The following is an 18,979-nucleotide window of genomic DNA, read 5'->3' as shown; positions in this document are numbered from 1 at the left end:
TCTTGTTCCTATATTGCTCTTTAGTTTGCTGCAAAATACCCGTTTAGCCATATCCTACAGCAGCTTAGCTATAGTTTATTTTCGATTAACTATCGATCGCTTTGCCCAACAAAATTCGAATTAAGCCCTGCGTGGAAGCATCTAACTGGGAAAGATCTTGTTGTGTGCCATTTAAAATAGGCAGCAGTTGATTGGCAATTTCTTTACCTTTTTCAACGCCCCACTGATCAAATGGATTGATATGCCAAATGACCGACTGCACAAAAACTTTATGTTCATAGAGTGCAACCAACATGCCTAAACTCTGCGGATTCAATTCAGACAACAGCATGGTACTGCTCGGCTGATTGCCTTTATATTGCTTATAGATAGGTAGGTCTTTAAGTTCTTCTGGTTTGAGCGCCTGATTACCGAAAGCCAATAAGCGTGATTGCGCTAAACAATTAGACAATGCCAAGTGATGCTGTTCAATCAATGTTTCCGCACTTTCTGCATAGGTAAACTGATTGGCATTATAACGCTGCACTGGCGCAATAAAATCACAGCTGACAGAATGAGTTCCCTGATGCAGCAACTGATAAAATGCATGTTGCGCATTTGGCCCCACTTCCCCCCAGACAATCGGGCATGTATTCCATGTGGTTTTATTGCCATCTCGTTGAATCGACTTACCATTCGACTCCATTTCCAATTGTTGCAAATAAGCCGCAAAATATTTTAAGCGCCCATCATAAGGCAACACTGCATGGGTCTGCATATTGAGGAAGTTATTGTTCCAAATCCCCAATAGTCCCATCAATACAGGAATATTTTGCTCAAACGGTGCTTGCTGAATATGCTGATCAATCTGATGCGCACCAGCAAGAAACTGCTTAAATCCATCTACACCAATGGTCAGCGCAATCGGCAAACCAATACAAGACCATAAAGAATAACGGCCACCGACCCAATCCCAAAGCAGGAATTGGTTTTCGGCAGCAATCCCCCATTCCGTCATTTTTTCAGGTTTGGTAGACACTGCGACAAAATGGCACTTCAATACAGTCGCAGACTGCCCCAAAGATTTTTCTAGCCAATGCCGTGCAGTTTGTGCATTGGAGAGTGTATCAATGGTACCAAAAGACTTAGACGAAATAATAAACAACGTCGTTTCTGGTCTAAATTTATGTAATAAATCGGAAAGTTGGCTACCATCAATCGTTGACACAAAATGTACATCTAGCGGCTTGGCGGTCATGGTCTTAAAATCAGATAAGGCATGACTAACCATCAAGGGTCCAAGGTCTGACCCCCCGACGCCAATATTCACCACATCACGAATCACTTCACCGGTCGCACCACGATATTGTCCAGCGTGGATTTTTTCCACCAAAGCATACATCCGATCAAGCTGCACATGCACTTGCTGTGCAATCGACACGGCATCGTCCACTGGCTTCGGTAAGCGTAATGCCCAATGCATCGCAGCGCGCTGTTCCGAGCAATTAATTTTCTGCTCAGAGAAAAGTGTTTTTATCCAGGTTGCGAGTTTCTTCTGTTCCGCAAAATCTATAAGCGCAGCAAGCACATCTTTTGCAATTCTTTGTTTGCTAAAGTCATAAACAATTGTATCGAGCTGTACGGCATATTGATCAAAACGCTGTTTATCTTGCTCAAATAATTGATTTAAATGAAGCTTATGATATTCGGCAGCCAGTTTTGTTAATTCAAAATCAGAGACTGGCTCAAGTTCAGGCAATGCAGATAATGGCTGATTCATGCGCGACCGACTCCTGCATAAGCAAAACCTTGTGCTTTTACATAGGCAGGATCGTAAATATTACGACCATCCAACACATAAGGATGCTGCATCAATTGCTTTAACTGTTTAAAATCAGGACTGTAATATTGCTTCCAAGCCGTCATCAAGCACAATGCATCAGCATCTTGGGTCGCTTGATACTGCTCTTCACATAAAATCAAATCTCGACGCGCCCCATAGCGTGCATAAATTTCATGTAAAGCCTCTGGATCATGCAATTTTACAATTGCGCCTTGTGCCCATAAAGCTTCAAGCATGACGTGAATCGGCGCATTTTGAATACTTGAGGTATTTTCTTTAAATGATGCACCCCAAATCGCAATGATTTTGTGCTTTAAGTTACCCTGATAATAATTCCACAACTTTCGAAATAAGATTTCTTTTTGCTGCTCATTAATGTCATACACTTGGGTTAATAAGCGACTGCTCATACCCGTTTCAGAAACGGTACTCGACAAGGTCAAAATATCGTGCGAAAAATTTTCTCCGCCAAATCCAGCACCTGGCGATAAATACGTCGCACCGATACGGCTATCTGCAGCCAAACCCTGCCGTACATTTAAAATATCAATACCCAGTTTTTCTGCCACCAAAGCCAGATCGTTCATATAACTGATCCGCGTTGCCAACATGCCCGAAATACTCAATTTGGTAAATTCAGCATCTAAAATCGGCATAAATAAATATTGATGTGCAGCATAAAAAATAGGGCGCAGTAATTCACGAATCATCTGTGCCGAAGCGTCTGAATCAACCCCAACCACGATCTGTTTAATCTGTAAAATACTTTGAATGGCATTACCTTCTTGCACTACATCAGGCAAATAAGCCCAATGATCTTGCGGTAATATTTGTTTTAATTTTTCAGTACCGTGCAAACCAAAGGTTGAGCCATTGATGATGAGTTTGGGATGAGGCAATGGCGTTGCAGCCAAATTTTCTAGGATCTGTGCTGCAACATCATATTCAGATGGGCTAAAGCCTAAAATATAAACATCACTATCTGTCGGAATTTTATGAATGCTTAACTGCTTCAAAAAACCTTTTTGCAGTTGCTTTTCGAGTAGATGATTTAAACTTTCATCTTGTACATAATAGGCACTGGCTTGGTTTTCGAGTTGCGGATTTTGGCACCAAAACACCTGATGTCCATGCTCCGCCAACAAGCCGACAAAAACCCTTGCTTGAAGGGTGTCTCCGAATATCGTGACATTCATTTTATAGTTTTAGCTCTCGAATTAAAGCTTTAAATTCTGCACCAAGTTGCGGATGCGCCACACCATAATGTAATACTGCTTTTAAATAACCCAACTTGCTACCACAGTCAAAAGTTTGCCCTTGCATGCGATACGCTTCGACTTGCTCAAGTAACTGCAAACTGGCAATTGCATCCGTCAATTGAATTTCATTACCAGCACCTTTCGGTGTTTCTGCCAAGAGCTGCATAATTTTTGCTGGAAGTACATAACGCCCCACCACAGATAAATTAGAGGGTGCCGTGCCAATCGCAGGCTTTTCGACAATCCCGCGCATTAATGCACTTTCGCCTTCTACTGGTGCGGTCAGGACATCGACAATCCCATACTGATCAACCATATTTTCTGGTACAGCTTCAACCATAATCTGTGCAGCATGTGTCTGGTTAAAACGCGCGATCATTTTGCTTAAATCATTTTCGGCCTTGCTGGCTTTTACCAGAACATCTGGCAATAGCACTGCAAAGTCATCTTGCCCCACAATATCTTTAGCACAAAGCACCGCATGGCCCAAGCCCAAGGGCTGTGGCTGACGTACACTGACGATACTCACATGACTTGGCGCAATTTGCGTGATTTCAGCTAGAAGGTCATATTTTTTCTTTTGTTCTAGACTGGTCTCAAGTTCAAAGTTTCGATCAAAATAGTTTTCAATTGATGCTTTAGAACTATGCGTGACCAAGATAATTTGCTCTATACCTGCAGCAACTGCTTCTTTCACCACATATTCAATTGCAGGTCGGTCGACCACCGTCACCATTTCTTTGGGGATGGCTTTACTTGCAGGTAAAAAACGTGTACCTAAACCGGCGACTGGAAGTATTGCTTTCTTGATCATAATTCACACTAAAAAAGTTTATTTGTAGGGTTATGGCTAATCAGATGAAATTTTAGAATCTGTTGTCTCTGTTCCATTAAAACGACTAGCACCAACAGCTTGATCCGGTGCATTTATGCCTTCTTTTTTCAACATCACACTCACGGTTTTGAACATAATCTTAAAATCCAGCAATGTCGACTGACAATCAACATATTGCACATCCAAATCGAATTTTTCTTCCCAGGATAAATTATTACGTCCACTCACTTGTGCAAGTCCAGTCATCCCCGGTTTCAGTTCATGCCGACGAATTTGGTGTGGCGTATAATGATCCATAAATTCAAGCAACTGCGGTCGAGGACCAACAATACTCATATTGCCTTTCAGCACATTGAACAGCTGCGGCATTTCATCTAAAGTTGTTGCTCGTAATTTTTGTCCAAAAGGCGTAATCCGTTGATCGTCTGGTAAAGGATTCCCCTGCGCATCAACCGCATTCTTCATCGAACGAAACTTCATCATCTTAAAAGTTTTACCATGCAACCCCGGACGTTCTTGGTAAAAGAAGATTGGTGAACCTAAATTCTTACGTACTTTATATGCCACATATAGAAATATAGGTGACAAGAGAAGGAGGGCTGTTAAAGAGATAACAATATCAACCAGTCTTTTCATTAGATTCATTTAAACCCATTATTGAAAAAAGTTTTTTATTCACTTTCTCGACATCAAAATGCTCTAGCGCCATCTTATAGCTTTCCAAACCCATGATATTCACTTGCACTGGATGCTCTATAAAATAACACATTTTTTCTGCCAAGATTTGCGCATCCCACTTTGGCACCAAAAAACCATTGACCCCATCAATCACTGTTTCACGACAACCTGGTACATCAGTTGTAATAATAGGACGACCGATTGCCATGGCTTCCTGCGTGCTGCGCGGCACACCTTCGCGGTAATAAGATGGCAAAACAAAAACAGCACTATCGGCTATACGTTCAGCAACATCTGTGACAAAGCCAGGATAATCAACTATTCCAGATGATATAACCTCATTTAATTGCTGCTGTGTTAAACCATAAGGATTTTCAGCATCTAATCCACCAATAACTTTAAAAGTGATATGTGGATATTTAATTTTAACAATTTTCGCTGCTTCAATATATTCAAAAATACCTTTTTCAGCGAGTAATCTTGCAATAAAAATAAATGAGACCTGATGACCTTCATTCCACCGTTTATGAGGATAGTCACTCAATTTTAGACCGATCGGCCCAAGCATCTCAATTGCATCACTCTTATGCCGAATATTATGTTTCTTGATAAGGTCGATAGGATCATCTGGATTAAGAAAAATAATTCTATCTAAAAATGGGAAAATAATTTTATATAAGCAAACTTGAATGGTCCGAATCAATTTAACTTTAAAACTCTGGCCATGTTTATGAACTGTAAAAGGGCTACCCAACCCTTCAATCATTCCTATAACTTTAGGGACATGCGCTAATTTTGCAGCAAGAGAACCATATACCACAGGTTTAGTGAAGTATGAAAAAACGATATCAGGTTTAATCTGCTCTAACTTCATTTTTATTTCAAAAAGTGCCTTAATATCTGAAAATGGATTTAGCCCACCTCTACGCATTGTATAGGTAATTGGTATTGCCCCTATTTCTTCTATTTTCTGCAAATCATCAGCACTATACTCACATACTAAAGCATAAACCTGATAATCATTTGCAATAAGACATTTAATTAAGTCAGAGCGAAATCCAAGTAAGGTTGATGATGTGTTTCCGATTAGAACTAATTTACTATTCACTTCTAGCCCCTATGGAGTTAATGTTCTTCAAATTTTCACCATATCTTTCAAAATCACTTTTGGTCAATTTATCAACTCGTCTTCGTTGCAGAATAAACATCAAGTTAAAAATATTAAGAAATTTAATTATTATCTTTTTATATTCAAATTTTTTTATGATTTTATTTTTATCAGCTTCAGAAATAACGCCTAAAAAATATCTATTTATTACTTCAATCTGGGTATTATACCCTTTTAACATCTTTTCAATTCTAACATTCTCAATCTCCCTGTAATAATAAAGTGGTTCTTGTATAACTTCATATTTTAGATCGTCTTTAATTGCAGCAGATAACCAAAGCTCATAATCTTCAGCTAAAGCATTATCTTCTCTATATGGGTTTCTTAAACACCAACTTTTTCTAGCCAACATCGAAGCATGGAGTAAATTTGTTAATCCTTTCAAAATTCCATTACTTTTCATCATATAGTTTGGCGGAATTCGTTTCCCTAGTACTTCATTCTCTCTACCAATCGAATACATTCCTGTAGTTACTAAATCAATGACTGGATTTTTTTCTAAAGCTTTTAACTGCTTAGCTAATCTATCTATATCCATTAAATCATCAGCATCCATCCGCGCAATAAAATCATACTTTGCTAAATTAATAATTTGATTTAATCTAAAAGGAAGCTTCTTATTCAGGCCATCTGAAACAACAATAATACGAGGATCTTTAAAAGATTCAGCTATTTCTAGTGATTTGTCTTTTGAACCATCATCAATCAATATTAACTCCCAATTCTGATGAGTCTGAGCCAAAACAGATTGAATCGCATCGAACAGATAATCCTCTGCATTATAGAATGGTATGCCAATTGAAATGTAGGATGACGTATTCATTTAAAAAATCTCAAAAATAGAGTTAACATTATATGGAACCAAGTTTGAAAATCTAGTGGTTATTAAATAGAAATATATCAAACTCAATATAATAAAAATTATTTTCATATAAGTATTTTTTAAGTATTGAAATACATACGGGAACATTAATGTCAGCAACCAAGCAAATATGTATAAAATTCTTTGTGGACCAGATGGGTCAGTCCCTAAAAATGCAATAGGTACAACTAAAGCGACGCCACATATAAATAATTGCTCGTATAACCTATATGACTCACTATTCTCTCTTGCCTTTTTCCCAAAAAAATAAAAGAAGATACAAAACACAACATACAATAACAAGGTTAAATAACCACCTGCATTTTCAGAAGCTTGTGTATAATGTTCATACCTCTTATTACTTGAAGCCAAAAACTGAATTCCTATTGAGCTAACTAAAAATGAAAATAAGAAGACACCAAGTATTTTTATTTCCAGCTTCAAGTTTAAGTGAATCAAAAAATAAAAAGGAAGAAGTATCCATGCAGAGATATGAAATAATGATGCAAAAAAAACTATGAGTAAAAATTTTAAAAACTTTTTACTCAACAAATAAGGGATGGAACAAACCAAAATAGCAATAGAGATGGCGTTTCTAAGACCATTAAAAAAAAGAGTATAATATCCAAAGCATATAAATATAAAAACAGAAAGCAGATAGTCTTTTGAGTATTTCTTAAAAAAGAGAAGAAAAGAAAAGACTACTATTGTTGATGTGAAAAAGAATAACCAGAAATAGTTATCAAATAAAGTTAAAATTATTCTTTCAAATAATTGATAACCTAATTCAACCTCTGAATTAACCTCATAATATAATGGATCAAAATTATATCTAAATCTTTCTGTATACAACGCAGTATCTGTACCAACAGTAAAACTTCGAATACTAGCAAACAAGATTAAAATACTAGCTGGAAACCATATTGCCCTGCGATTTAATGAGACTTTCTCCAACCAAACCCAGAATACAACCAAAAAAAGTGTACTAAAATAAAAAATCATAATATTAGCTTCAAATATTGTTATGCATATATGGCCACTTTTTTGGTTGAAAACCAATCAACCAAGCGCAAGAATATTACTGGTCAAAATAATTTCTTTATTCTCATAAAAATATTTTCTAAAAAAGAAAGTTTCCATGAAAAATTCCAATGATGGATAGCATAGGTTTCATTAGTTATGTCTGACAGCATTAACTGTTTAACATCTTGGGCTTTATCGAAAGGGTTGTAAGGATAAAAAGATTCTCTTGGCAAGACAGAAATACTTATTTTTTTATTTTTAATAATCCTTGAAATTATTAAAGGTATTGGAGTATAAGTTAAATTCTCACCGTAATATTCCAACATTTCAGAATAGAGTTTATGATTTTTTTCAGCCCCCATAACCCCGCAACTTAATGACTCTCCACTGATATCTTCCGGTGCTAGAAAAGCAACTAATGATCTAAGTGGATCAATATCTTTTAGAACTTCCATATCTGTATCTAAATAAACTCCGCCGTACGTATATAATGCATAACACCTTACATAATCAGAAACGAAGGCATACTTACCATCTCTCATAGCCTTCTGAACAAATGGGTGTTCCATTGGTGAGTTGTCTTCATTCCACAATATGAACTCCCAACCTGGTAATTTATCATTCCATGTTTCAATACATCTTTTTATTAAAGTGCTGTATTCATTATTACCGAACCAACAATAGTGGATTTTTTTTGGAATCATTTCTAAGCCCTCTAAAACCAATTTTTAATTCTAAAAATAAAATACTTACAATAGACAAGAAAGTCTCTTGAAAATATAGCACTAGGAAACTCTATAGCGTAAGCAAATAATAATTCCATTGATTCTAGTTTACTTTTCTGACCAGTCCAGATTATATAGCTCCACCGCAGCTTACTATATGCTTTACCATACAACCTATGATTTTCATAATGGTTCAAAGTTTTCAAGTTATTCTCATAAATAAATTTTGAGTTCTTAGTGGTATTACTTGAATGAATTCTATAATTCGCCAATACATCTGACAAACAATATACTCGCCCATTTTCAGCCATTTTCAGCCACATATACCAATCTTCAACTAGAATAGTAATATCATAACCACCTATCTTATTTAGAACTTCTGTTCTCAGCATTTGTGTCGGTGCATAAAACTGACATTCATTTAGAAAAATCTTATCAAAAATATATTCCTGCTGATCTAAATGATTTGCGAGTTTTATATTATTATTCTCATCGATATAGTGTGCACTTCCGAAAAGTGCTGTAATATCCTGATTTTCTTCCATATAGCGAACTTGTATATCTGTTTTTCCTATCAACATTAAATCATCTGAAGCTATTGCAGAAAAATATTTACCTTGAACCCAATCTATAGCTTCATTTAAAGTCGCACTTAACCCCTTATTTGGACGTGATCTAAATTCAAAGCGAGTAAAGCGTTGTTCACAGGCTGGAATCATCTGTTGTATTTTGTCTACAGAACTATCTTTTGAACCATCGTCGATAATAATCAACTCAATATTCAGATAAGTTTGATCAATCACACTTTGTATGCTGTCTTGCACAAATTTTTCATGGTTATAGCAAGGAATAACTACTGAAACTAAAGGATAATCAATCATAATATAAAACTCTGCCATATAACTAATATTAAAAATTGAAATTTACGCTTAATACTTAATAGCTTAAATAAGTTGTTTTTCCAAATAAATTTATTTGCATCACTAACTGCACCACTCCAGTCTGATGCATTATTTAGAAATTCACGATTTAAAAAAAAGTATTTACTAGATTCCCAAGCATAGCTTACAATCAGATTTGGATTTACATTACCGTTACTTTCAGTAGAAATTATTTTATATAAGATAATTGAATTATAAATTTTTTTATATAAACTCTCATTAACTCTCTTAGTTGTAGAATTAAGATTGTTATTGTAAAAATAGATACCGCTCGATCGCTGTATTAAGTTAGAGTTCATAAAAGATAAACGTGTTATGACTTCATCATTGTTTATATAGTTTTGAGTATTCTCTTTTTCATATGCTATATATGACTTTAAAAGAATATTTTTCCTATAAATGCCTAAGCCATGAACACCCCAGCTTTCTAAGGAGTTAATTAAAGCATCATAGCCTAAAAAAGTTTTTTGATTGGTGAAATATAAGAAATCATTAACCTCCCTCAGCCCCTCGTTTACTTGACTCTGATACTTTAGATGAAATAAAACAATATCTATTTCAACTCTAAAGCTTGTCATTGCTTCAAAAATTGCATTTTCTGAAAGTTCATCATCACAATCTAAAAATGCAATATAATCGCCTGAAGATTGTATGATACCCTTTTTTCGTGCAGCTGCTGCACCTTGATTTTCCTGCTCAATTATTTTAACTTTTATGTCTGAATGTTTTTCAGCCATCTGAGTCAGTATTGTTTTTGAATCATCTGTAGAACCATCATTTATAAAGACAACTTCAATATTTTTATAAGTTTGTTTATGAAGAATCTCAAAGCATTTTTCTATATTTGTTGCCTCATTAAAGACAGGAACAACTATTGAACATAAAGCATGCATCATCAAGGCTCCAAACTTTTTAATTTAATCATTGAAAAAAAACCACAGACTATCCAATATATTAAACAATTTATAAAAAATGCAATAGCAATACCTTTAAAACCAAAATAAGTTATTGATACATACGTTATTGGAAGTATACTTAAGGCAAATATAGTCTCAGTGACAACAAATATTCCCGTCATTGCTTTGCTTAGCATCATATAGCTTACTATCCAACTTCCAATTTTTGTAACATCACCAATTAGCTGCCAAACCATTAACTCAAGCATTGGTAAAAAATCTTCAGTAAAGAGAGTTTTAACTACGAAGTCTCTAAATATATATATTAAAACCGATGAAACAATAGCAACAGGTAAAATAAACTTATATCCCAAAAGGACTTCCGTCTTTACTTCCTGATATCTTTTTAACTGAGACAGCTTAGGTAAGTAATAAACACCTAAAACTGTTGAAGCAAATAATAAATAACCATTACTTAATCGTGTCATTGCATCCCAATATCCAGCATGAACTAATCCAAACTGATCTATAATAAGATTTCGCAATAATATTTGCGCCATATTACCAAAGAACACACTCACCAAAGCCATCAATGCAAATGCAGCTAATTTCTTAGTTATTTCTTTATCAATCTTTCCAAAAAAATTTGAGAGAACAAGCCAGTTAAGTTTAGAACATAGTAATATGGTTACTATAAAAGCTAATGATTGATAAATTGATAATGCTACTAGCGCTCCATATAAATTATAATATATTGCAAGGAGACTTGTTAGAATAAGAGAAAAAATACTACCCATAATATTTACTATTACAAGTTTCTTCATCTCCTGAAGACCATTAAGAATAGCTAGTATAAATGAGTTGAAAGTAAAGAATATCAAAAAACATGAAAACCAAACTAAAACCGCCTTATATTCTAATGAGTGAAAAACATATAATGCTATTTGGTTTTGAAAGACTATAATTAAAAATGCAGAGAACAGACTAGAAATTAGAATAATACTACCCGATGTCTTCCAAATATTTATTTGCTTTTGCCTATCATCATGATACTCAGCAGTATATTTAATTATGGCAGTATTAATTGCACTACCTGCAAAGCTGGTCACCATCTGAATAAAATTTTGGAATTGCCCGATGGCGGCATAACCTGCTGGCCCAACATAGACTGCCAAAATTTTATTGAGGATAAACATGGTTGCTGTTTTAATTAAAACAGCAACGCCATTGAGTACACTTATTTTGATTAGATTCATTGATTTTAAACTTCGAAGCCATTACAAAGTTGAGCAATCTTTTTCGCATCTTCAATGCTTAAGGTCGGCTCCATAGGTAAGCTGAGTACTTCAGCATGGATTTGCTCTGAAATAGGAAAGCTCAACGCGTTCCATGCTTTATAAGCCTGCTGCTGATGTGGTGGGATCGGGTAATGAATTAAGGTTTGTACGCCATGCTCTGCCAAATATTTCTGCAATGCTTCACGATGCTTGGTCCGAATCACAAAAAGATGCCACACATGTTGATTATATTGCTCTGCATCAATCTGCTCTAAAGGCAATTGAATTAATGGGTTAACAATTTCAGTTAAATATAAATCAGCAATCTGACGGCGATGCTGAACTTCTTGATCTAAAAACTGAAGCTTTATATCCAGCATTGCAGCCTGAATTTCATCTAGACGACTATTCACGCCAGGCACCAAGTTTTTATACTTTTCATGCGAACCATAATTGCGTAATGCAAGTAACATCTGCGCAAGCTCTGCATCATTGGTTGTGACTGCACCAGCATCACCCAGTGCACCCAAATTTTTCCCTGGATAAAAACTAAAGCCGGATGCATCACCCCAAGCACCTGCCTTTTTCCCATCAATTTCAGCACCATGTGATTGTGCTGAATCTTCAAGTACCAGCAGATGATGTTTTTTTGCAATTTGCATAATTTCAGGCATTTCAGCCAACTGCCCATATAAATGTACAGGCAATATCACTTTGGTTTTAGCTGTAATTGCTGCTTCTATTTTCAAAGGATCAATATTATAACTATCGACATTCGGCTCTACTAAAACAGGCGTTAGATTGTTTGCTGTAATTGCCAGTATACTGGCAATATAAGTATTCGATGGCACAATAACTTCATCGCCATCGTTCAAGCGTCCCAATTCTTTCCAAGCCCGTAATACCAAAATAAGTGCATCTAGGCCATTCGCTACGCCAATCGCGTATCGAGTACCACAGTAATCGGCAAAGTGACGTTCGAATTTCTCCAATTCCTGACCACCGATGTACCACCCCGAATCAATCACACGAGTGCAAGCTTCAATCAGTGCATCGCGGTATTGTTGATTAATATTTTTTAAATCGAGAAAAGGGATCATTATTCTGTATATCCTTTAATATAAGCAGGATTTCCTACCACAATGGCATTGTTTGGTACATCTTTGGTGACTACAGCACCCGCTCCAATTAAAGCATTTTGACCAATTCTTATGCCTGGCAAAATCGTAGCATTGGCACCAATACTGGCTCCTTTTTCTACGATTGTTTGCGGGAACTCTGTCGGGTATTGCTTAGAACGTGGCTTTTTATCATTAGTAAACACAACGCATGGGCCGATAAATACATCGTCCTCTAAGGTAATACCATCCCAAATATATACACCTGATTTAATGGTCACGTTATTGCCGACAACTACATCATTTTCAATTAAGGTATGTGCGCAAATATTACAATTTCCACCAATGCTCGCGCCACTTAAGATCACACTGTATTGCCAAATTTTGGTTTTTTGACCAATTTTTATAGATTGAACATCTGAAAGCGGATGAATAAAAGGTTTATCTACCTCTCTTAGGAATGCATCATAATCACGAATATAATCAGCTTCGTCATAGTGCTCACTCGCCAAGACTAGCAACACACAATCTTCTGAAAAATCATGCATTTCACGCCAAACCAGCCCTTCTATTAATAATCCTTTTGTCGCCGTATTTAATACAACGTGTTCTTTTTTAGAGCCATCATCTAAAATAAATCGACAGCTTCCTTTCAAACATATGGCGACTTGCTTTAAATTAATATGAGCATGAAATCCACGCGCTTGGTTTGTCGTGTTGAAGATGTAATATAAGCGCTTTATCTCAAAAGGGATGCCTTGATTTGATTCAATTGCAATCAACCCCCCTCTCTCATCGCCTAAATCCGGCAGATCAATCAAGCTCACTAAACTCATTCGGTTTCTTCCACCAATGAAATCAAATATTGACCATAATCATTTTTATGCATGCTTTGACCAATTTCCAAGACTTGCTGTTTGCTCAACCAACCATTGTGCAGTGCGATTTCTTCCAAGCAAGCGACTTTATAACCCTGACGTTTCTCAAGGGTTTCAACGAATTGTGCTGCTTCAAGTAAACTGGCATGGGTGCCTGTATCTAACCAAGCAAAACCACGCCCAAGCAGTTCAACGTTTAAATCGCCACGCTCCAAATACATTTGGTTGACTGTGGTAATTTCGACTTCACCACGCTCTGAAGGCTTAACTTGCTTGGCAATTTGCACCACATCATTGTCATAAAAATACAGGCCTGTGACTGCAAAATTTGACTTCGGCTGTTTCGGTTTTTCCTCTAAGGAAATAGCACGCTTCTGTTCATCAAATTCGACCACTCCAAAACGCTCAGGATCTTTGACCTGATAACCAAAGACTGTTGCGCCTTTCTGACGTGTAACGGCTTGACGCAGCATTGGAGTAAAGCCTTGACCATAAAAGATATTATCGCCCAGAACCAAACACACATTACTGTCGCCAATGAATGACTCACCAATGATAAAGGCTTGTGCTAAACCATCTGGGCTTGGCTGCACGGCATAACTTAATTCAACACCGAACTGGGAGCCGTCACCAAGCAAACGCTTAAAACCATCAATATCTTCAGGGGTACTGATAATTAATACTTCACGAATACCCGCAAGCATCAATACCGACAAAGGGTAATACACCATTGGTTTATCGTAGATTGGCAGTAACTGCTTAGACACACCTTTGGTGATGGGATACAACCGTGTACCTGAACCACCTGCTAAAATAATACCTTTTGTTTTCATCAGTTACTTACACCTAGTCTTTCACCTTGATAACTACCGTCTTGAACACGGCGACACCAGGCTAAATTATTTAAATACCATTCAACTGTTTTCTGAATGCCCGTTTCAAAGGTCTCTTCAGGTGTCCAAGCCAATTCTCTTGCAATTTTGGAAGCATCAATCGCATAACGTAAATCATGCCCTGGACGGTCTTGCACAAAAGTAATGAGCGTTGCATAAGACTGTTGATTTTGTTGTGGTTTTAATTGATCAAGTATCTTGCAAATGGTTTCTACAACTTCTAGGTTTGGTTTTTCGTTGTGCCCACCAATATTATAAGTCTCACCAACAATACCCTCAGTCACCACTTTATATAAAGCACGTGCATGATCTTCAACAAAGAGCCAATCGCGAATCTGGTCACCCTTGCCATAAATTGGCAAGGGTTTTCCATCTAAAGCATTCAAAATTACCAATGGAATCAACTTCTCAGGGAAGTGGTAAGGCCCATAGTTATTTGAACAATTGGTAATAACCGTTGGCAAACCATAAGTTCTGTTCCAAGCACGAACCAAATGATCTGAACTGGCTTTACTGGCTGAATAAGGGGAACTTGGCGCATAAGATGTTGTTTCAACAAACAAATCTGTCGTGCCTTCAAGGTCACCATAAACCTCATCTGTTGAAATATGATGAAATTTAAAATTGGTTTTTTTATTTGGCTCAAGCCCTAACCAATACTGACGTGCGACTTCAAGCAAGGTATAAGTACCCAATATATTGGTCTGTATAAAGGCAGCAGGACCATCAATAGAGCGGTCAACATGGGATTCTGCTGCCAAATGCATAACCACATCAGGCTGAAAATGCTTAAATATTTCAGTGACAGCCTCTGCATCACAAATATCCGCCTGCTGGAATTGATATCTCGAACTGTGATCAACAGCTTTAAGCGATTCCAGATTACCTGCATACGTGAGTTTATCGAGATTTAGAACCTCATTTTCAGTGTGCTCAATGATATACCGCACTACTGCTGAGCCAATAAACCCCGCCCCCCCCGTCACTAATATTTTCATAACGATCCTACAACTTTAAATTTTTATTGCCTGATATCATTTCGATTTAATATACATTTTAAATACTACAATCTGATATCGCTCTGACCTTGCTCTAATACGTATTTTAAATCGCACAACACGTGCTTTTCTTTGCCGAGACGCTTAAATGCATCTGGTGTCATTTGTTTAAATTGATCGTGTGCCAGTGCCAACACAATGGCGTCATACTGTCCATGCGTTTCGATATTTAAGATTGGCCGCAATCCATATTCTTGCTCAACTTCCATGGGATCAACCCATGGATCATAAATATCAAGATCCAAGTCATATTCTTTTAATGCCTTGACCATATCTATAATTTTAGTATTGCGTATATCCGGACAGTTTTCTTTAAAACTTAAACCCATAATTAAAATTTTTGAGCCAACAACTTGGATGCGCTTCTTCACCATCTCTTTAATTAGCTGGGTTGCTACATATTCACCCATACGGTCATTTAAACGTCGTGCCGCTAAGATAATTTCTGGATGCAAGCCAATAGACTGCGCTTTATGCGTCAAATAATAAGGGTCCACACCGATACAATGCCCCCCAACCAAACCTGGTCTAAAAGGTAGAAAATTCCATTTGGTCCCTGCGGCCTTAAGTACTTCTTCTGTATCGATACCAATTTTATTAAAAATTAAAGCAAGCTCGTTAATGAGTGCAATATTGACATCACGTTGTGTATTTTCAATCACTTTAGCGGCTTCAGCCACTTTAATGCTCGGTGCTCTATACGTGCCTGCAGTGATGATCAAGTTATACACTTGATCAATATATTCAGCGACTTGTGCATTTGAACCTGAAGTGATTTTTAAAATATTGGTAACGCGGCGTTGCTTATCACCTGGGTTAATCCGCTCAGGACTATAGCCAACAAAAAAATCTTGATTAAACACTAGACCAGATAGACGCTCTAAAATAGGCACACAAACTTCTTCTGTCGCGCCTGGATAAACCGTAGATTCGTAAACGACGACATCACCTAATTTAAGTACGCTGGCAAGCATTTCCGACGCCTTGATTAACGGTGTTAAATCAGGCTGCTTAAAATCATCAATCGGGGTAGGCACCGTCACAATATAAAAATTACTTTCAACCAAATCTGTGACCTGATCACTGTATTGTAGGTGCTTAATCTCAGATAGCTCTTGGGAACTCACCTCTAAAGTGTGATCAATACATCCTTTTAAATCATTAATGCGCTGAAGATTAATATCAAAACCCAATGTTGTTATATGCTTCCCAAACTCTACAGCGAGTGGTAAACCGACATAACCGAGTCCAATGATTGCGATTTTTAGCTGATCAAGTTGTAACATATACCATTAACTCTTCTAGTCTTGAGCGGATAGATTGAGATTACTTTTATATTCTATGGAATATAGCAGATTTCATCTAGATTTGCTGAATTGATGTCCCCACTTCCCTCAAGAAATAACGCTTTTCTTATATGGAAAGTTGTTCTTATAAAGAATATCTTTTAAAACTTAGTGACTGTAAATAAATACTTAAAATAAACCACAAACCAGAATCAGATAAATATTACTGCTGCAAGGCAAATAAGAGGTTAATATTTTCATTTTTGAGCAAGCCCATATTTTATCTGTACAACTTTTTGCACATACACATAGCCCTCAATCAAAGCTGGCTAAAACAGCAACAACATCTACTTTTTTCCCAAAAATTAAGTCAGATCCACGCTATACAAATCGTAGACGATCGCCCTTGCACCAAAACTTTCCTTTTGATGAATTAACCCACTATTGAGATACTTTCCATTATTTTCATTTGAAATGCCAAAATCAAAAACTTTCGCATATGCTGCACTTTCACAAATCACAAAATCAATGAGCATATCCAGGGCGCGCGTATCTCGACCAATACGATTACTGGCTAAATATTGGGTATGCACGACATCTGTCGTCTCAAATGTCACGCAGGCTGAAACAATAGCGTCATTATGAAATGCAGCATAAGCCTTAATATTGTTTGGAAACTTATCTTTTAAATAATCTATTTCAATCTCATTATGTACGGGCTTTACCTCATGATGTTCAGCCAATACCTCGCGCACCAAATGCCAAACCAAACTCGGCTTTTCCACTTCTTTGCACACGACCCCTTCTCGCTTCGCCCGCTTAATACCCGACTTCTTACCTTTTGAGTATTTATAACGATCTTCAATCAAAATTGAAGAACTAATATCCCTTCGATGTAATTGTGCATCATTTCGAAATAATGCATAAAGATCTTCTTGTGCAGGATACTGATGGTAAATTACAGGAATAGGTTTATAAATAATTTTATTAAAATTACTTTTTTTTAAAAAGTCTTTAAACTCATCAAAAATATCAATTAACTCTGAAGCGTGAATATTCTCATCCATTAAAAAACCACCAAAAGTTAATCCTTGATGACTGTAAAAAACTTGATCACTGGCATTGCCCGGAATCAGTGTAATCACATTATCTTTTTCATCTGTAATAATCAGTGAAAAATCTTTAAAACGATCCGAGTGATATTCCATAAAATCTCGATGAAACATAAAGTGGGCATTCTTACAGCGTAGTAAAAAACCATTCCATAATGAGCGCTCTGAATCCGTATATTTTTTCACCTTAAACGACATAATCATTCTCCAAATAGTCTCAATAACCAGTGTTAGCTCGCCAAACCCAAACGATGATTACAAAGTAATTAATCTAATTTTTAGTCCGCTCGAATCAACTGGACAAGCCTTCTAGCAAGTCTAGAAATAAATAATAAAATATGACTCCAAAAAACTTTTATGAGTATATCTCGATCACAACAACAATATTAGAAAGCAGATAAAGTGAATATCACCACTAAAAAATTAATTATTAAGAATAAATAATACTGCCTCACCACATCCAAAAATTCCAATGATCAGAACACAACAAAAAATGCTTATTTAATTACTTTGCGTATTATTAATGCGCGAAGTAATTAAATTAAAAATATAAATCCCCATCCTACTTCATCATTATTTAAAATATTTTTTCTCTTCTATGAAAAGATTAAAAGCACTTATGCTAGATATCGATAAATCCGATTTTAAATTAAAGCAAAGAAAGCACTAACATACTTAACAAGCCCATGCTTGAGTATTTAACAATCCTGAATACCTGCTGTATTTAACGATGGTTATTTATAAAGGCCAGTATGCTAGACACGCGCCTTTCGATTTCAACAACTAACTAGATGCTGTCGTTTTAAATATAGTTATGAAAATAAAATATTTTAATTTCTGTGAATAAGCATCACTTTCAATCACAGTTTCGATGGAGATATCTGGATTTAAGCAAGATATGAGACCCCTCTCAACAAACACAACAACCACCACATCAGATGTACCAACCATTCAAAACACATATGATGCAAACTGAGTGCTATAAAGGCTTTCACCTTGAAATACCTAATAAAAAAAGTGTCAAGTGCCAATCTGCATAAATAAAATTACGTTTTATTTTTCAGATAGATCACAATGAAAAGATGGATTAAACATATCCAATATGGAAAGAATAGAATACAATTCATGGCTGACAAAGATTCTAAGTA

General features: G+C 36.3%; 17 protein-coding genes. All 17 read right to left on the bottom strand.

Annotated features, from left to right (window positions below; genetic code table 11):
• Positions 1 to 85 precede the first annotated feature (85 nt).
• The 17 genes from pgi to FD716_RS00710 all read right to left on the bottom strand — a co-directional run bounded on the left by pgi (position 86) and on the right by FD716_RS00710 (position 18,029).
• Complete coding sequence (pgi, locus tag FD716_RS00790) at positions 86 to 1,759, bottom strand: glucose-6-phosphate isomerase (protein ID WP_139850521.1); 1,674 nt, start codon at positions 1,757 to 1,759, stop codon at positions 86 to 88.
• Positions 1,756 to 3,018, bottom strand: coding sequence for a nucleotide sugar dehydrogenase (locus FD716_RS00785; RefSeq protein ID WP_139850520.1), 1,263 nt, complete (start codon positions 3,016 to 3,018; stop codon positions 1,756 to 1,758). Before FD716_RS00785 ends, pgi begins: the two co-directional genes overlap by 4 nt.
• Position 3,019: 1 nt before the next feature.
• Positions 3,020 to 3,895, bottom strand: coding sequence for a UTP--glucose-1-phosphate uridylyltransferase GalU (gene galU, locus FD716_RS00780; RefSeq protein ID WP_139850519.1), 876 nt, complete (start codon positions 3,893 to 3,895; stop codon positions 3,020 to 3,022).
• Between the two features lie 36 nt (positions 3,896 to 3,931).
• Positions 3,932 to 4,552 carry a sugar transferase gene (locus tag FD716_RS00775; protein ID WP_139850518.1) on the bottom strand — a complete coding sequence of 207 codons (621 nt, stop codon included), beginning with the start codon at positions 4,550 to 4,552 and terminating at the stop codon, positions 3,932 to 3,934.
• Complete coding sequence (locus tag FD716_RS00770) at positions 4,536 to 5,702, bottom strand: glycosyltransferase family 4 protein (protein ID WP_139850517.1); 1,167 nt, start codon at positions 5,700 to 5,702, stop codon at positions 4,536 to 4,538. The genes FD716_RS00775 and FD716_RS00770 overlap by 17 nt, the downstream gene beginning before the upstream one ends.
• Positions 5,695 to 6,585 (bottom strand): glycosyltransferase family 2 protein, encoded by an 891-nt coding sequence (locus FD716_RS00765; protein ID WP_139850516.1) that lies wholly within the window; start codon positions 6,583 to 6,585, stop codon positions 5,695 to 5,697. The genes FD716_RS00770 and FD716_RS00765 overlap by 8 nt, the downstream gene beginning before the upstream one ends.
• Positions 6,586 to 7,626 (bottom strand): EpsG family protein, encoded by a 1,041-nt coding sequence (locus FD716_RS00760; protein ID WP_139850515.1) that lies wholly within the window; start codon positions 7,624 to 7,626, stop codon positions 6,586 to 6,588.
• A gap of 83 nt (positions 7,627 to 7,709) precedes the next feature.
• Positions 7,710 to 8,351, bottom strand: coding sequence for a glycosyltransferase (locus FD716_RS00755; RefSeq protein ID WP_139850514.1), 642 nt, complete (start codon positions 8,349 to 8,351; stop codon positions 7,710 to 7,712).
• An 11-nt stretch (positions 8,352 to 8,362) separates the two neighbouring features.
• Entirely contained in the window at positions 8,363 to 9,253 is an 891-nt protein-coding gene (locus FD716_RS00750) for a glycosyltransferase (protein ID WP_139850513.1), read from the bottom strand.
• Complete coding sequence (locus FD716_RS00745) at positions 9,250 to 10,209, bottom strand: glycosyltransferase family 2 protein (RefSeq protein WP_139850512.1); 960 nt, start codon at positions 10,207 to 10,209, stop codon at positions 9,250 to 9,252. The genes FD716_RS00750 and FD716_RS00745 overlap by 4 nt, the downstream gene beginning before the upstream one ends.
• Positions 10,209 to 11,465: an O-antigen translocase gene (locus tag FD716_RS00740; protein ID WP_139850511.1), complete on the bottom strand. Its 1,257-nt coding sequence runs from the start codon at positions 11,463 to 11,465 to the stop codon at positions 10,209 to 10,211. The genes FD716_RS00745 and FD716_RS00740 overlap by 1 nt, the downstream gene beginning before the upstream one ends.
• A 5-nt stretch (positions 11,466 to 11,470) precedes the next feature.
• On the bottom strand, positions 11,471 to 12,586 hold the full coding sequence (locus tag FD716_RS00735; RefSeq protein WP_139850510.1) for a DegT/DnrJ/EryC1/StrS family aminotransferase: 1,116 nt from the start codon (positions 12,584 to 12,586) through the stop codon (positions 11,471 to 11,473).
• Positions 12,586 to 13,440: a WxcM-like domain-containing protein gene (locus tag FD716_RS00730; RefSeq protein WP_139850509.1), complete on the bottom strand. Its 855-nt coding sequence runs from the start codon at positions 13,438 to 13,440 to the stop codon at positions 12,586 to 12,588. Before FD716_RS00730 ends, FD716_RS00735 begins: the two co-directional genes overlap by 1 nt.
• On the bottom strand, positions 13,437 to 14,315 hold the full coding sequence (gene rfbA / locus FD716_RS00725; protein ID WP_139850508.1) for a glucose-1-phosphate thymidylyltransferase RfbA: 879 nt from the start codon (positions 14,313 to 14,315) through the stop codon (positions 13,437 to 13,439). The genes FD716_RS00730 and rfbA overlap by 4 nt, the downstream gene beginning before the upstream one ends.
• The gene (gene rfbB / locus FD716_RS00720) at positions 14,315 to 15,373 is read right to left on the bottom strand and encodes a dTDP-glucose 4,6-dehydratase (RefSeq protein ID WP_139850507.1); all 1,059 of its coding nucleotides are present in this window, start codon (positions 15,371 to 15,373) and stop codon (positions 14,315 to 14,317) included. The genes rfbA and rfbB overlap by 1 nt, the downstream gene beginning before the upstream one ends.
• A gap of 65 nt (positions 15,374 to 15,438) precedes the next feature.
• Positions 15,439 to 16,719, bottom strand: coding sequence for a Vi polysaccharide biosynthesis UDP-N-acetylglucosamine C-6 dehydrogenase TviB (gene tviB, locus FD716_RS00715; RefSeq protein ID WP_139850506.1), 1,281 nt, complete (start codon positions 16,717 to 16,719; stop codon positions 15,439 to 15,441).
• A 365-nt stretch (positions 16,720 to 17,084) separates the two neighbouring features.
• Complete coding sequence (locus FD716_RS00710) at positions 17,085 to 18,029, bottom strand: GNAT family N-acetyltransferase (protein WP_139850505.1); 945 nt, start codon at positions 18,027 to 18,029, stop codon at positions 17,085 to 17,087.
• Between the last annotated feature and the right edge of the window lie 950 nt (positions 18,030 to 18,979).

It is taken from the genome of Acinetobacter pullicarnis, assembly GCF_006352475.1.
In the GTDB taxonomy this organism is placed as follows: domain Bacteria; phylum Pseudomonadota; class Gammaproteobacteria; order Pseudomonadales; family Moraxellaceae; genus Acinetobacter; species Acinetobacter pullicarnis.
Note: the sequence above shows the minus strand (reverse complement) of the source record. Positions and strands in the feature narration are given on the sequence as shown.

Excerpts from the sequence above, each read along its gene's own strand:
- FD716_RS00745 (WP_139850512.1), bottom strand. The coding sequence starts at position 10,209 with ATGATGCATGCTTTATGTTCAATAGTTGTTCCTGTCTTTAATGAGGCA.
- FD716_RS00735 (WP_139850510.1), bottom strand. The coding sequence starts at position 12,586 with ATGATCCCTTTTCTCGATTTAAAAAATATTAATCAACAATACCGCGAT.
- rfbA (WP_139850508.1), bottom strand. The coding sequence starts at position 14,315 with ATGAAAACAAAAGGTATTATTTTAGCAGGTGGTTCAGGTACACGGTTG.
- rfbB (WP_139850507.1), bottom strand. The coding sequence starts at position 15,373 with ATGAAAATATTAGTGACGGGGGGGGCGGGGTTTATTGGCTCAGCAGTA.
- galU (WP_139850519.1), bottom strand. The coding sequence starts at position 3,895 with ATGATCAAGAAAGCAATACTTCCAGTCGCCGGTTTAGGTACACGTTTT.
- FD716_RS00775 (WP_139850518.1), bottom strand. The coding sequence starts at position 4,552 with ATGAAAAGACTGGTTGATATTGTTATCTCTTTAACAGCCCTCCTTCTC.
- FD716_RS00730 (WP_139850509.1), bottom strand. The coding sequence starts at position 13,440 with ATGAGTTTAGTGAGCTTGATTGATCTGCCGGATTTAGGCGATGAGAGA.
- FD716_RS00740 (WP_139850511.1), bottom strand. The coding sequence starts at position 11,465 with ATGAATCTAATCAAAATAAGTGTACTCAATGGCGTTGCTGTTTTAATT.
- FD716_RS00760 (WP_139850515.1), bottom strand. The coding sequence starts at position 7,626 with ATGATTTTTTATTTTAGTACACTTTTTTTGGTTGTATTCTGGGTTTGG.
- FD716_RS00785 (WP_139850520.1), bottom strand. The coding sequence starts at position 3,018 with ATGAATGTCACGATATTCGGAGACACCCTTCAAGCAAGGGTTTTTGTC.
- FD716_RS00765 (WP_139850516.1), bottom strand. The coding sequence starts at position 6,585 with ATGAATACGTCATCCTACATTTCAATTGGCATACCATTCTATAATGCA.
- FD716_RS00750 (WP_139850513.1), bottom strand. The coding sequence starts at position 9,253 with ATGATTGATTATCCTTTAGTTTCAGTAGTTATTCCTTGCTATAACCAT.
- tviB (WP_139850506.1), bottom strand. The coding sequence starts at position 16,719 with ATGTTACAACTTGATCAGCTAAAAATCGCAATCATTGGACTCGGTTAT.
- pgi (WP_139850521.1), bottom strand. The coding sequence starts at position 1,759 with ATGAATCAGCCATTATCTGCATTGCCTGAACTTGAGCCAGTCTCTGAT.
- FD716_RS00710 (WP_139850505.1), bottom strand. The coding sequence starts at position 18,029 with ATGTCGTTTAAGGTGAAAAAATATACGGATTCAGAGCGCTCATTATGG.
- FD716_RS00755 (WP_139850514.1), bottom strand. The coding sequence starts at position 8,351 with ATGATTCCAAAAAAAATCCACTATTGTTGGTTCGGTAATAATGAATAC.